A 13,074-nucleotide genomic window follows, 5' to 3' on the forward strand; every position below is an offset into this window, starting at 1 on the left:
CATAAGCTCGGATTCGCGGGGACCAAGGCTGGATACGGGACCGTAGGTTACGGTAGCGTAGGTTCGTGGCCAAGAATTCCGTCAAAGTCTCGGCCAACGTCCGCGACACCGACCGGCCGACGATCGCCGGCGCCGCGCGGCACCCGGCCCTGCATGCCCTGCGCACCGTCGTTGCGCGGGTCACGACCCCGTTGCTGCCCGACGACTACCTCAAGCTCGCCAACCCGTTGTGGTCGGCGCGCGAGCTTCGAGGCCGGGTCGTGGACGTGCGTCGGGAGACCGTCGACTCGGCGACCCTGGTCATCAAGCCGGGGTGGGGCTTTTCCTTCGACTACGAGCCGGGCCAATACATCGGCATTGGGGTCTTGATCGAGGGCCGTTGGCGGTGGCGGTCGTATTCGTTGACGTCGAGTCCGGTCGCCGCGAAGAAAACCATCACGATCACGGTCAAAGCCATGCCCGAGGGGTTCCTGTCGACCCACCTGGTCAGCGGGGTAGCGCCTGGAACGATCGTGCGGCTGGCCGCGCCGCAGGGCAATTTCGTCATGCCCGATCCCGCCCCACCCAAGGTGCTGTTTCTCACCGCCGGCTCCGGCATCACGCCGGTGATGTCGATGTTGCGTACCCTGGTGCGGCGCGACCAGATCACCGATGTTATCCATTTACATTCCGCGCCAACGGAATCCGATATTTTGTTCGCAACCGAACTCGGTGAGTTGGCGTCCGCGCATGCCGGCTACTCGCTGCGTACGCGGGTCACACGGGAGCAGGGGCGTCTTGACCTGTCCCGGTTGGCTGACGAGGTGCCCGACTGGCGAGAGCGCCAGACCTGGGCCTGCGGGCCCGAGGGGATGCTGGACTCCGCTGAACGCGTGTGGAGCACTTCCGGCCTGGCCGAGCGCTTACATCTGGAGCGGTTCGCGGTATCGAGGGCTGCGGTGCACGGGCAGGGCGGCACGGTGGAATTCGCGCGCAGCGGTAAGTCGGTCACCGTCGACGCCGCGACACCGTTGATGGACGCCGGTGAGCAGGTAGGTATCCGCATGCCCTTCGGTTGCCGCATGGGCATCTGCCAGTCCTGTGTGGTGGGTCTGCTCGACGGGCACGTCCGGGATCTGCGCTCGGGTGTCGAGCACGAACCGGGCAGCCGGATCCAAACTTGCATTTCCGCGGCATCCGGTGACTGTGTGCTCGATGTCTGAGGTTTACTGGCTGGTAACCTACGGGTACGTAGGTTACGGTAACGTAGGCCCGCGAGAGGAGGCTGACCATGGCGATCACTGACGTACCGGAGTTCGCGCACCTGACCGACGCCGACATCGAGAGCCTGGCCGTCGAGCTGGACGCGATCCGCCAAGACATTGAAGACTCGCGTGGTGAGCGCGATGCGCGCTATATCCGGCGCACCATCGCCGGTCAGCGCGCACTCGAGATCGCGGCTCGGCTTGTCCTGGCCGCCAGCTCGCGCCGCTCGGCATGGTGGGCGGGCACCGTCACGCTCGGCGTGGCCAAGATCATCGAGAACATGGAGATCGGCCACAACGTCATGCACGGCCAATGGGATTGGATGAACGATCCCGAGATCCACTCCTCGACGTGGGAGTGGGATATGAGCGGGTCGTCCAAGCACTGGCGCTTCACCCACAACTTCATGCACCACAAGTACACGAACATCCTCGGGATGGACGACGACGTGGGCTACGGCCTGCTGCGCGTCACCCGCGATGCCAAGTGGAAGCCGTTCAACCTCGGAAACGTGCTGTACAACACGATTCTCGCGCTCGGCTTCGAGTGGGGCGTCGGACTTCAACACGTCGAGCTCGGCAAGATCTTCAAGGGTCGGGATAACCGCGACGAGAGCAAGATTCGGGCACAGGAGTTCGCTCGCAAAGCCGGCTCGCAGTTGGTCAAGGACTACGTCGCCTATCCGGCGCTGACGTCACTTTCACCGGGGGCGACGTTCAGGTCGACGCTGACGGCCAACGCGGTGGCCAATGTCATCCGTAACGTGTGGTCCAACGCGGTGATCTTCTGCGGCCACTTCCCCGACGGCGCAGAGAAGTTCACCAAGACCGACATGGTCGGCGAAAGCACGGGGCAGTGGTACCTGCGGCAGATGCTGGGCAGCGCCAACTTCGAAAACGGTCCGGTGTTGCGGTTCATGAGCGGCAACCTGTGCCATCAGATCGAACATCACCTGTACCCGGACCTGCCGAGCAACCGGCTCCACGAAATCTCGATCCGCGTGCGCCAGATCTGCGACAAGTACGATTTGCCCTACACCACAGGGTCTTTCCTTGTGCAGTACGGAAAGACGTGGCGGACCATCGCGAAGCTGTCGTTGCCGGACAAGTACTTGCGCGACACCCCTGATGACGCACCCGAAACCCGCAGCGAGCGGATGTTCGCCGAACTGGAACCGGGTCAGCGTCGCGGGCTGAAGTCCTCGATCGCGGCGGTCAGGGCACGGCGTCGGCAGAAGCGACTGGCCGCGAGCGCGTAACCTCTGACCGCGAGCGTGTTACCTCTGACCGCGACACGCCGCTCAAGATGCCAACAATTCGCACGCTCGCCGCGAGCGTGTAACGCCTTCGAGCGCGTCGCCGTTAAGCCGATGGTTGGTTCTGCGCCATCAGATACGCGTGTGGCGTGGATTCGAAGCCGTCATCGTCTGGCTCGCGAACCAGGCCCGCGTACGGTGTGAAGCCAGCCTGCTCCAGCAGTAGCGCAACGGTGTCGGGCTGTCGCCGGTAGAACGTCAACGACACGTGTTGGCCGAACATTTCATCGAAGACCCGGGGTTGTTCACCCACCTGGAAGGCCAGCAGCAGCCACCCGTGGGGTCGCAACACCCGGCGAAACTCGGCGAAGACGTGCGAAAGCTGCTCGTCGGGAATGTGGATCACCGAGTACCACGCACAGATGCCGTGGAACCGGCCGTCGTCGAACTCGAGATTGGTCATCGAACCGACGTGGAAAGGCACGCCGGGGATGCGATCGCGGGCTTCGGCAATCATGTTGGGCGACAAGTCGATACCGACGACATCCAATCCGAGGTCTGTCAGCAACTGGGTGGTAGCGCCGCTGCCACATCCGATATCGGCGACAATGCCGTCGCGTTCCACCAGCCCGGCGAAACCTGCCAGCATCGCGCGATCGAGCGGCTTGGCGCGCAGATGCTCGTGGAAACGCTCGGCGTACGTCCTGGCGGTCAGGTCGTATCCGTGGCGTGTGCGGTGCAGAAAATCCTGTTCGGCCACCCACGAACCCTATGGCGCTAAGTGTCGCCGAGCGTGCACAGAATCGGGAAACCGTACGGCGTGTCGGGTGCAAACCCGCACGCTCGCATAAAGATTTATTTTTCGCGCAGGGCCGCCAGCAGTCGTCGTGCGGCTGCGACGCGGCCCGCGGCGGGCCCCGACAGCGCGTCGAGGGCGCATTCCGGATCCGCCGGCGGGCCCATGTGCCCGCAACCGCGCGGACACTGCTCGACGGCCTCGGCCAGATCGGAGAACGCCAGCACCACGTCGTCGGGTTCGATATGGGCCAACCCGAACGAACGGATACCCGGCGTGTCGACGACCCAGCCGCCATGGCTCAACGGCAGCGCTACCGACTGCGTCGACGTGTGCCGGCCCCTGCCGATGTCGGTGACTTCGCCGGTCGCCCGTTCCGCTTCGGGGACAAGGCGATTGACCAATGTCGACTTGCCTACCCCGGAGTGCCCGAGCAACACCGTCACCTTGTCGGCCAGCAGTGGCGCGACGGTGTCGAGGGGATCGTCGCGTCCGGCGGTCACCACGGTCAGGTCGAGGTCGGCGAACTGCGCCGCGAACGGTTCGGGCGCGGCCAGATCCGTCTTGGTCAGGCACAGGATGGGCTCCACGCCGCCGGCGTAGGCGGCGATGAGCGCGCGTTCGACCAGGCCGGTGCGCGGCGGCGGGTCGGCCAGCGCGACCACGACCAATAGCTGATCGGCGTTGGCGACGACGACGCGTTCGGTGGGGTCGGTGTCATCTGCAGTGCGCCGCAGGACCGTTCGACGTTTGCCGCGGCGCACGATGCGCGCCAGGGTGTCCGGTCTGCCCGACAGGTCACCGACCACGTCGACGTCGTCGCCGACGACGATCGGGGTGCGGCCGAGTTCGCGGGCGCGCATCGCAGTGATGCGACTGGCGGGGTCACCGCCGAGCGCGCAGCCCCACCGCCCGCGGTCGACGGTCACCACCATGGCTTCCTGCGCATCGGCGTGGTCGGGCCGGATCTTGGTGCGCGGCCGCGTGCCTCGGCCGGGCCGCACCCGGACATCGGACTCGTCGTACTCGCGGTAGCTCAAGCGCCTGCCTCGGGGTTGAGTGCCTGGCCGGACATCATGTCGGCCCACAGCTGCGGAAACTCGGGCAGTGTCTTCGATGTCGTGTCGATGTCGTCGACCTCCACACCGGGCACCCGCAACCCGACGATGGCTCCCGCCGTTGCCATCCGGTGATCGGCATAGGCGCGCCACAGCCCACCGCGCAGTGGCCGCGCGGTGATCTGGAGCCCATCGGGTGTCTCTTCACACTGCCCGCCAAGGCCGTTGATCTCCGCCGACAACGCTGCGAGCCGGTCGGTTTCGTGGCCGCGCAGGTGCGCGACACCGCGCAGCCGCGACACCGACCCCTCCGACGCCAGCGCCGCGAGCGCCGCGATGGCCGGCGTCAGCTCGCCCACTTCGTTCAGGTCGATGTCGAAGCCGCCATACGCATGTGGTCCGCTTACCTCGAGATATGTATCACTGTGCTGCACAACGGAGCCCAGCCTCTTGAGGATCTTGATGATCGAGTCGGCCGGCTGGAGGCTGGTTCTGGGCCAGCCCATGATGCGCACCGTGCCACCGGTGACGACTGCGGCCGCCAGAAAGGGCACCGCGTTGGACAGGTCGGGTTCGATGGTCCAGTGCCGCGCGGCGATCGGGCCGGGGGCAACGCGCCACCGGTTGGGCTGGCGGTCATCAACGTCGACGCCTGCATCGCGCAGCATCGCCACGGTCATCGCCACATGGGGCGCCGACGGGACGGTCGCACCGGTGTGCAGGATCGTCACGCCGTTGGTGAACGCCGCCGCGGACAACAACAGCCCAGAAACGAATTGCGATGACGCCGACGCGTCGATCTGAACTGTGCCGCCGGCGACCGCCCCTTCGCCGCGGACCGAGAACGGCAACGCGTCCCCGTCGATGTGCACACCGAGGCTGCCCAACGCGTCGAGTAGCGGTGCGATCGGACGGCTGCGGGCCTGCTCGTCACCGTCGAAGGTGACCGACGAGGTGCCCAGCGCGGCCACCGGCGGCACGAACCGCAGTACGGTGCCCGCCAGCCCGCAGTCGACATGTGCGCCCGGCGGCGGGTCGATCGCGCCGCTGACCGTCAACTCGTCGGCGTCGCCCTCGACCGTGACGCCCACCGCCTGCAGCGCGGCGATCATCAGGTCGGTGTCGCGGCTGCGCAGCGCCCCGCTGACAGTCGAAGGACCCGACGGCGTCGCCAACGCCGCGAGGACCAACGCCCGGTTGGTCAGCGATTTCGAACCGGGCACCGTGACCGTGGCATGCACAGGACTGGACATCGACGGTGCCTGCCAGGTGTTCACGGCTATATCCTGCCTGATCTCTGCCTGCCCCTGCCTGCCCCTGCGTGTCACCTGCTTCTGCCACCATGGGACGTATGTGTGGACGATTCGCGGTGACCACCGATCCGGCGCTGCTGGCGGAAAAGATCAAGGCGATCGACGAAACCACGGCGGCGCAGAAAGACGCGACCGGACCCAACTACAACGTCGCACCGACCACCACCATCAGCGCCGTGGTCAAGCGCCACACCGATCCCGAGGACGAGGCGACGCGTCGCCTTCGGTCCATGCGATGGGGCCTGGTGCCGCCGTGGGCCAAGACCAGTGACGACGGCGGCCCGGACACCAAGGGGCCGTTGCTGATCAACGCGCGCGCCGACAAGGTGACCACCTCGCCGGCGTTTCGAGCGTCGGCGAAGAGCAAGCGCTGCCTGGTGCCGATGGACGGGTGGTATGAATGGCGCGGGGAGAAGGGCGCCAAGACGCCGTTCTACATGTACGGGGCCGACGGTGAGCCGTTGTTCATGGCAGGGCTGTGGTCGACGTGGCGGCCGAAGGACGCGCCGAAGGACGCGGCGCCGCTGCTGAGCTGCACGATCATCACCACCGACGCGGCCGGGCCGCTGGCCGATATTCACGACCGGATGCCGCTGAGCATCAGCAAGAACGACTGGGACCGTTGGCTGAACCCCGACGCCCCGATCGACGAGGGTCTGCTGCGTGGTCACGGCGACCTGGACCGCATCGAGGTGCGCGAAGTGTCCCGGCTGGTCAACAACGTCCGCAACAACGGTCCGGAGTTGATCGAGCCGGCCGAGCCGGAACCCGAACAGGCCACCCTGCTGTAGGAGCCCTTATTTACATCCGCCCCGAACTCATCTGGCCCCTCCGGCAGAAACCGACATGGCAAACATGAATCACGATTAACATACGGGGGTGCTCACCGCAGTCCGCAAGGTGTTGGCGTTTGAGATGAGGATCGCCGAGTGGATCGGCACCGCCATCATCCTCGCCGTGCCTTACCTCGTGGTCGGAGCGGTCTGGACAGCCTTCCACCTCGACTACATCAACACCATCAACGCCGAGGGGGTGAACCGGCTGATCGCGCTGCTCGGTTCGGTCGCCACCTGGCCGGTGCTGCTGTTCTCCACGTTGTGCATGACATGACGACCCCCACCAACCGCATCACCATCCGCAGGCGCACCGCGCGGTGGGACACCGAACCGGTCACGGCGTCCGATGCGATGGATTTCTGGGCATTCGCCGCAGGACCCGCCAACGTCGTCATGCAACTGTCCCGTCCCGGGGTCGGATATGGCATCGTGGAGAGCAAGGTCGATTCCGGGAACCTGCTCAAACATCCATGGAAGCGCGCCAGAACGACGTTCCAGTACCTGGCGGTGGCGATTCTGGGGACACCGCAGGACCGCGCGGCGTTTCGGGAGGCGGTCGACGGATCGCACCGCCACGTCCAATCGACGCCGGACAGCCCGGTCCGCTACAACGCCTTCGACCGAGACCTCCAGATGTGGGTTGCGGCATGTCTTTTCGTCGGCCTGGAAGACACCTATCAACTGCTGCGCGGCGAGATGACGCCGGAACAATCCGAGCAGTTCTACCGATCCGCATGGACGCTGGGCACCACCTTGCAGGTCAGCGAGGACCAGTGGCCGCCCACCCGCGCGGAGTTCGACGCGTACTGGAACCGGGCGTGCGGCCAGATCGGCGTCGACGACCGGGTCCGCGACTATCTGATGCGGATGCTGAACCTGCAGATGATCAATCCCGTACTCGGCCTGCCGTTTCGGCCGCTGGTGAAGTTCCTCACGACGGGCTTCCTCGCGCCGGTGTTCCGTGACGCGATGGGTTTGCGGTGGAGCGATTTCAAACAGCGCCAATTCGAAAGGCTGTTTCTGCTCGTCGCGTTCGGCAACAGGTTCCTACCGGTGTTCATTCGCCAGGGCGGCAGTTACGTCCTTCTCGCCGACGTGCGCCGCCGCGTCCGGCAGCAGCGCGCGCTGGTGTGACGATGTTGCGCCGGGTGCTGAACCGTCGGGTGAGTGTCGAGGCGATGATCGAGATCGCGATGTGGCTCGCGATCCCGTATCTGCTGATCGGGCTGGTGTGGGCGTTCTTCGACGCCGAACAGGTGCGCGCCATCGAAATTGCGTTGCAGACCCGGTTGCCCGCCGGCGCCGACATCGCGGCCTTTGTGCAGACCGCGTTGCTGTGGCCGCTGATGCTGTTGGGCACCGACGTCTGCTTGGCCTGAAGCCCCGTCGACCTTTATGTTGACCGCCCTCTGCCATCTTGACAGAGAATTCCTCGGTTAGGCTAGAGTAAACCTCGTGCCCGGAAGTGCGACGGGATCAGACGCGCGGAGCCGGCTGCTTGCCGTCGCGCGACGACGCTTCGCCGCCGACGGCGCCGTGTCCGCCACGCTGGATCAGGTGCGCCGCGAGGCCAACGTCAGCGTCGGCGCGTTGTATCACCACTTCCCCGACAAGCTCGCGCTGGCCACCGCCGTCTATGCGCAGCTGATCGCCGAGTACCAGGCCGGGTTCCTGGAAACGCTGCGCGGCCACGACACCGCTGAAGGCGGTATCCGCGGTGGCGTCGTTTATCACCTCGACTGGGTGAGCAGACACCGGGGCGAGGCGGCGCTGCTGCTCGGGGACCGGCTCGATAGTGAGCGGTTGCGCGAGTCCAATGCCACGTTCTTCGAATCGGTGCGCGACTGGTGGCGTCCACACCAGCGCTACGGGATGTTGCAACCGATGCGCATCGGCGTCACCGCCGCGCTGTGGCTGGGTCCGGCACAGGAGTTCAGTCGCCACTGGATCTCGGGCACCGAGGTCACCATGCCGACCGATGCGGTCCAGACCTTTGCCGACGCTGCCTGGGCAGCGTTGCGCATCAACGGAATTCAACGAAAGGACCCAGGATGACACCGTCAGGATCGCTGTATCGGACGATGGTGGCCGCCGGCGACAACCCCGACGCGCCACGGCGGGTGCGGGTCGAGCGCCGCGGCGATCGGGCGGTGGTCACACTCGACGAGCCCAAGCGGCTCAACGTGCTGTCCGCCCCGCTGGTACGCCAACTTGGGTGTGCCCTAAAGGATCTCGACGCTGACCGGGATGTGCGCTCGGTGGTTCTGACCGGAGCCGATCCCGGTTTCAGCGCCGGTGGGGATCTGAAGATGATGGATGCCGCCGTCGAACAGCTCGGCGCGCCCGAAGGTACGGCCGACGTCTGGCGGTGGATTCGACGTGAGTTCGGCGGCGTCGCCCGGTTGATCGCCGGCTCTGAGACCGTGTTCATCGCCGCGCTCAACGGTGCGGCGGCCGGTGTGGGGCTGGCGTGGGCACTGACCTGCGACCTGGTGATCGCCAGCGAGCGCGCGGTGATCGTGCCCGCGTTCGGACGGCTGGGCCTCATACCGGAGGTGGGTACCAGTTGGGCGCTGACCCGACGGCTGGGATACCAGGGAGCGTTCGCGTACTACCTGCGCGGCGACCACATCGATGCCCATACCGCATACCGCCTTGGACTCGTGCAGGAAGTGGTCACCCACGACCGCCTGATGGCCGCGGCCGACGAATGGTGTTCGCGGATCAGCGAAATGCCCCCGCATGCGGTCGCGATGGCCAAACCGCTGCTGCGCGCGGCGGCGGATGCGGACTGGGCCGACGCGCTCACGCTCGAGGAGTTCGCCGAGCCGACCTGCTTCACCACGGCGGCGTTCGCCGACAGTGTGCACGCCATGGTGAACCAGGAATCAACCTGAAACGCTCAGCGCACCAGGCCTTGTGACGTCAGCACCGCCAGCAGCGAACCGTCGTCGGCGCGCAGCGAGCCGTAGGCCGTCACGGCGGTGGTGGCAACCGATCCGCGGCCCTCGAACAGCCGCCACGTCGTCGAGGGCACCAGGTGGGCGCCGGGCTGCCAGGTGACCGTGAGGTCGAGGCTGAGCAGCCATGCGTCCACGAAGCCGGTGACCTGCCCGGGGGAGTCGAACAGGTGGGCGTCGGCGTGCAGCACGTCACCGATCTGGGGGTGGCGCAGCGGATCACCGTCGGCTTGGCCGTGATCGACCGCCACCCACAGCGCCACCTCGGGTCGGCCGCGGTGGAACCGGGTCATGCTGTCGGGGTAGTCGATGCCCCGGCGGTGCGCGAACCGCAGTGGCGCCCACTCGTCTCGCAGCCAGTCCAGCGCCGTGCCCTCGGCGGGATCGGGCAGCGGTGACGTCGCTGTGCCGTAGCGTTCGAAGGGAACCGGAGGGTCCACCGCGGGTGGACCGAGCCAACCATCGGCCAGCCAGCTGCTCGCGATGAGGATGGTGCGGCCGCCCTGGCTGATGGTGGCTTCCACCGCGTGGGCGGCCTTGCCGTCGCGGACGGTCCGTGCGACGAGCTCGACCGGCCCGGGGACACCGGCCTCCACGAACGTCACCGACAGCGATGCCGCTGCGGGCCTGCCGCTGTGGGCGAACACCGCGGCGAGCGCCAGCGCCGAGGTGTACCCGCCGAACGCGCGGCCGTCGAAGCACCAGTGCTGCGGCAGTTCGCGCGCGTACCGGCTGGTCTGCGCGTCGTGCCGTCCCCCGTCGAGTTCGAAGTCGTCGCCGTTGAGCACCGCTACGGCCCGGTGTATCCCGGCGGGTTGGGCGTGTCCACCCACAGGTCGACGCCCAACTCTGCATCCGGGACGCAGTTGTACACCGAGAGGTCGGTGACACCGGATTCCAGCAGCACGTCCTCACACAGCAGGCTGTTGCCGGTGTACTCGCGCGCGGGTTTGTTCAACACGGCGTAGGCCGAATCGGCGTAGACGTCGGGCTTGCGGGACCGGGCCATCGCCTCGTCACCGCCGAGCAGGTTCTGAACCGCCGCGGTGGCCACCATGGTGCGCGGCCACAGCGTGTTGGAAGCGATGCCCTGATCGCGCATCTCTTCGGCGATCGCCAACGCGCACAACGACATTCCGTACTTGGCCATCATGTATGCGGTGGGTTTGAGCCACTGGGGCTCGAGCCGGATCGGCGGTGACAGCGTAAGGATATGGGGATTGTCACGGCCGATCATGTGCGGAATGCATGCCTGCGAAACCGCGTAGGTGCCGCGCACCTGGATGCCGTTCATCAGATCGAAGCGTTTGAGTGGCACCTCGGTGATGGAACCCAGGTTGATCGCCGAGGCATTGTTCACGCAGATGTCGATGCCGCCGAACTGCTCGACCGTCTTGGCGACCGCGGCGCTCACCGAGTCGCCGTCGCGGATGTCGCCGACGATCGGCAACGCCTGCCCACCGGCCTCCTCGATTTCCTTGGCCGCGGTGTACACGGTGCCCGGCAGCTTTGGGTGCGGCTCGGCGGTCTTGGCGACCAACGCGATGTTGGCGCCATCGGCGGCGGCGCGCTTGGCGATGGCCAGGCCGATACCGCGGCTCGCGCCGGAGATGAACATGGTTTTACCGGATAGCGACATGGGCTCACCCTATGACCTGCACGCCGTCCGACCGCCGAGTGTGGCCTTTTGGCACGCTTCGGGGCGCGGGAGCGTGTCGGTAACCCACGTTCGCGGCCGGTGTCAGGCTTGGATGTCGGCGACGACGGCCGCGGTGAGCCCGATCAGGTCCTGCGGGTGCACCGCGACCTCCCAACCGCGTTTTCCGGCGCTGCACAGCACCCGGTTCCACCGCATCGCGGACGCGTCGACGACCGTGGGCAGCGTCTTGCGCTGGCCAAACGGCGAGATTCCCCCGACGACGTAGCCGGTGGCACGTTCAGCGGCGCCCGGTTCGGACATCGTCACCTTCGGCACGCCCAGTGCGGCCGCGACGGCCTTCAGCGACAGTTTCTTTCGCACCGGCAACACCGCGACACCGAGGCCCTTGGGCAACGCCTCCGAGGCCACCACCAGCGTCTTGAACACCTGCTGCGGGTCGACGCCCTGGACCCGCACGAGTTCCTGGACGGCTTCGTCGCCGTAGGACTCGTGGCGGGGGTCGTGGTCGTACTGAAGCACCTCGTGGGGAATTTCGGCAACCAGCAGGGCCCTGATCGCCGGGGTCGCCGCGCGTGCCATCGGCTCAGCCTAGTGCCGGGTGGCGACCGCCCGTTTCGTACCGGGCAGGGAACAACTGCAGGTGGTCGTCTTGTTATTCGGACCAGAACCCGGCTGCTTTGGGCGGCCGGGTCACATGTCGGTTATTACCTCTAGGATTGCGAGAAGGGGGTCTCGGTGCCCACGATGGCCATGGACGTGCGGTTACGTCCGGTGGATTTGGCTGACCTTTTCGGCGGCACCACGACAGAAGGGACGGTGTTCCCCACGATGACCGACTCCGACGGCGCAGCGCGCGACGGCGCGCCCGAAACGTCGGCGCCCGAACGTCAAGAAACCGATGAGGAGCTGACAGCCCGGTTCGAGCGTGACGCGATTCCGCTGCTCGACCAGCTGTACGGCGGCGCGCTGCGCATGACGCGCAATCCGGCCGACGCCGAGGACCTGCTGCAGGAAACCATGGTGAAGGCCTACGCCGGCTTTCGCTCGTTCCGTGAGGGCACCAACCTGAAGGCGTGGCTGTACCGCATCCTGACCAACACCTACATCAACACCTACCGCAAGAGGCAGCGGCAGCCGGCGGTGTATCCCACTGAGGAGATCACCGACTGGCAGCTGGCAGAGACCGCCTCGCATTCCTCGACGGGGCTGCGGTCCGCTGAGGTGGAGGCGCTCGAGGGGCTTCCCGACAGCGAGATCAAGGAAGCGTTGCAGGCTTTGCCGGAGGACTTCAGGATGGCGGTGTACTACGCCGACGTGGAGGGCTTTCCATACAAGGAGATCGCCGAGATCATGGACACACCGATTGGCACGGTGATGTCCCGGTTGCACCGGGGCAGGCGCCAGCTTCGCGAGCTGCTCGCCGATGTGGCGCGCGACCGTGGCTTCGTCCGGGGACAGCTGGACACCCCTGAGGAGGTGTCCTCATGAGCGAGCGTTCGGATTCCGACGAGCGATGGACCCCGCCGGTCGGTCCGGTGGACCCCGACCACCCCGAGTGCGCTGCGGTGATCGCCGAGGTCTGGATGCTGCTCGACGGCGAATGCACGGCCGAGACCCGCGACAAGCTCAAGCAGCATCTGGAAGCCTGCCCGGCCTGCTTACGGCACTACGGCGTCGAGGAGCGGGTCAAAAAATTGATCGCCAAGAAATGCGGCGGTGAGAAGGCCCCTGAGAGCCTCCGCGAGCGGCTGCGCATCGAGATCAGCCGCACCACGATCATCCGCGGCGGTTAACGCACCGACTTCGAACCGGCGTTCGGCCGCTTTCCGTGGTTGGCCTTCGTGTGCTTGCGGTCACGCTTCTTACGGCCACGTTTGGCCATGATATTCCTCCGTATAAGTCAAGGGTTTGAGAGGTCCGCCGCACGGCGGACGCAGCCCAACCATTGTGT

Annotated in this window: 17 protein-coding genes; 10 read left to right on the top strand and 7 right to left on the bottom strand. The window is 66.4% G+C overall.

Annotated elements, in window-relative coordinates; all coding sequences use genetic code 11:
* Positions 1–65: 65 nt before the first annotated feature.
* Both ABQF13_RS22515 and ABQF13_RS22520 read left to right on the top strand, forming a co-directional pair.
* Positions 66–1,202: a ferredoxin reductase gene (locus ABQF13_RS22515; RefSeq protein ID WP_448395018.1), complete on the top strand. Its 1,137-nt coding sequence runs from the start codon at positions 66–68 to the stop codon at positions 1,200–1,202.
* Positions 1,203–1,270: 68 nt separating this feature from the next.
* Positions 1,271–2,503, top strand: coding sequence for a fatty acid desaturase family protein (locus tag ABQF13_RS22520; protein WP_448395019.1), 1,233 nt, complete (start codon positions 1,271–1,273; stop codon positions 2,501–2,503).
* 103 nt (positions 2,504–2,606) lie between these two features.
* Here the strand turns inward: ABQF13_RS22520 and ABQF13_RS22525 are convergent, their stop codons facing one another.
* The 3 genes from ABQF13_RS22525 to aroA all read right to left on the bottom strand — a co-directional run bounded on the left by ABQF13_RS22525 (position 2,607) and on the right by aroA (position 5,607).
* Complete coding sequence (locus ABQF13_RS22525) at positions 2,607–3,260, bottom strand: class I SAM-dependent methyltransferase (protein WP_448395020.1); 654 nt, start codon at positions 3,258–3,260, stop codon at positions 2,607–2,609.
* A gap of 95 nt (positions 3,261–3,355) precedes the next feature.
* Entirely contained in the window at positions 3,356–4,336 is a 981-nt protein-coding gene (gene rsgA / locus ABQF13_RS22530; protein ID WP_448395021.1) for a ribosome small subunit-dependent GTPase A, read from the bottom strand.
* A complete protein-coding gene (aroA, locus tag ABQF13_RS22535) occupies positions 4,333–5,607 on the bottom strand; it encodes a 3-phosphoshikimate 1-carboxyvinyltransferase (protein ID WP_448395089.1) in 1,275 nt (424 codons plus the stop codon). Before aroA ends, rsgA begins: the two co-directional genes overlap by 4 nt.
* Before the next feature lie 98 nt (positions 5,608–5,705).
* On the opposite strand from aroA, the gene ABQF13_RS22540 reads away from it, so the two are divergent.
* The 6 genes from ABQF13_RS22540 (at position 5,706) to ABQF13_RS22565 (ending at position 9,400) form a co-directional block, all read left to right on the top strand.
* Complete coding sequence (locus tag ABQF13_RS22540; protein WP_448395022.1) at positions 5,706–6,458, top strand: SOS response-associated peptidase; 753 nt, start codon at positions 5,706–5,708, stop codon at positions 6,456–6,458.
* An 88-nt stretch (positions 6,459–6,546) separates the two neighbouring features.
* Positions 6,547–6,777, top strand: coding sequence for a hypothetical protein (locus tag ABQF13_RS22545; RefSeq protein WP_448395023.1), 231 nt, complete (start codon positions 6,547–6,549; stop codon positions 6,775–6,777).
* Positions 6,774–7,637: an oxygenase MpaB family protein gene (locus ABQF13_RS22550; RefSeq protein WP_448395024.1), complete on the top strand. Its 864-nt coding sequence runs from the start codon at positions 6,774–6,776 to the stop codon at positions 7,635–7,637. Before ABQF13_RS22545 ends, ABQF13_RS22550 begins: the two co-directional genes overlap by 4 nt.
* Before the next feature lie 2 nt (positions 7,638–7,639).
* Positions 7,640–7,882, top strand: a complete 243-nt coding sequence (locus tag ABQF13_RS22555) for a hypothetical protein (RefSeq protein ID WP_448395090.1) — start codon at positions 7,640–7,642, stop codon at positions 7,880–7,882.
* Positions 7,883–7,958: 76 nt separating this feature from the next.
* Complete coding sequence (locus tag ABQF13_RS22560; RefSeq protein WP_448395025.1) at positions 7,959–8,558, top strand: TetR/AcrR family transcriptional regulator; 600 nt, start codon at positions 7,959–7,961, stop codon at positions 8,556–8,558.
* Positions 8,555–9,400 carry an enoyl-CoA hydratase/isomerase family protein gene (locus tag ABQF13_RS22565; RefSeq protein WP_448395026.1) on the top strand — a complete coding sequence of 282 codons (846 nt, stop codon included), beginning with the start codon at positions 8,555–8,557 and terminating at the stop codon, positions 9,398–9,400. Before ABQF13_RS22560 ends, ABQF13_RS22565 begins: the two co-directional genes overlap by 4 nt.
* Before the next feature lie 5 nt (positions 9,401–9,405).
* Here ABQF13_RS22565 and ABQF13_RS22570 read toward each other — a convergent pair whose 3' ends face one another.
* The 3 genes from ABQF13_RS22570 to ybaK all read right to left on the bottom strand — a co-directional run bounded on the left by ABQF13_RS22570 (position 9,406) and on the right by ybaK (position 11,702).
* Positions 9,406–10,296 carry a thioesterase family protein gene (locus ABQF13_RS22570; RefSeq protein ID WP_448395027.1) on the bottom strand — a complete coding sequence of 297 codons (891 nt, stop codon included), beginning with the start codon at positions 10,294–10,296 and terminating at the stop codon, positions 9,406–9,408.
* Complete coding sequence (locus ABQF13_RS22575; RefSeq protein WP_448395028.1) at positions 10,254–11,102, bottom strand: SDR family oxidoreductase; 849 nt, start codon at positions 11,100–11,102, stop codon at positions 10,254–10,256. Before ABQF13_RS22575 ends, ABQF13_RS22570 begins: the two co-directional genes overlap by 43 nt.
* A gap of 102 nt (positions 11,103–11,204) precedes the next feature.
* Positions 11,205–11,702, bottom strand: coding sequence for a Cys-tRNA(Pro) deacylase (gene ybaK, locus ABQF13_RS22580; RefSeq protein ID WP_448395029.1), 498 nt, complete (start codon positions 11,700–11,702; stop codon positions 11,205–11,207).
* 249 nt (positions 11,703–11,951) lie between these two features.
* On the opposite strand from ybaK, the gene ABQF13_RS22585 reads away from it, so the two are divergent.
* Together ABQF13_RS22585 and rsrA are read left to right on the top strand one after the other, a co-directional pair.
* Positions 11,952–12,611, top strand: a complete 660-nt coding sequence (locus ABQF13_RS22585; RefSeq protein WP_448395091.1) for a sigma-70 family RNA polymerase sigma factor — start codon at positions 11,952–11,954, stop codon at positions 12,609–12,611.
* Positions 12,608–12,916: a mycothiol system anti-sigma-R factor gene (gene rsrA, locus ABQF13_RS22590; protein WP_448395030.1), complete on the top strand. Its 309-nt coding sequence runs from the start codon at positions 12,608–12,610 to the stop codon at positions 12,914–12,916. The genes ABQF13_RS22585 and rsrA overlap by 4 nt, the downstream gene beginning before the upstream one ends.
* Here rsrA and ABQF13_RS22595 read toward each other — a convergent pair.
* Positions 12,913–13,005 carry a 50S ribosomal protein bL37 gene (locus ABQF13_RS22595; protein WP_090355725.1) on the bottom strand — a complete coding sequence of 31 codons (93 nt, stop codon included), beginning with the start codon at positions 13,003–13,005 and terminating at the stop codon, positions 12,913–12,915. The two genes, rsrA and ABQF13_RS22595, sit on opposite strands and share 4 nt — an antisense overlap.
* Between the last annotated feature and the right edge of the window lie 69 nt (positions 13,006–13,074).

The sequence above is a fragment of the Mycolicibacterium sp. XJ879 genome (assembly GCF_053483935.1).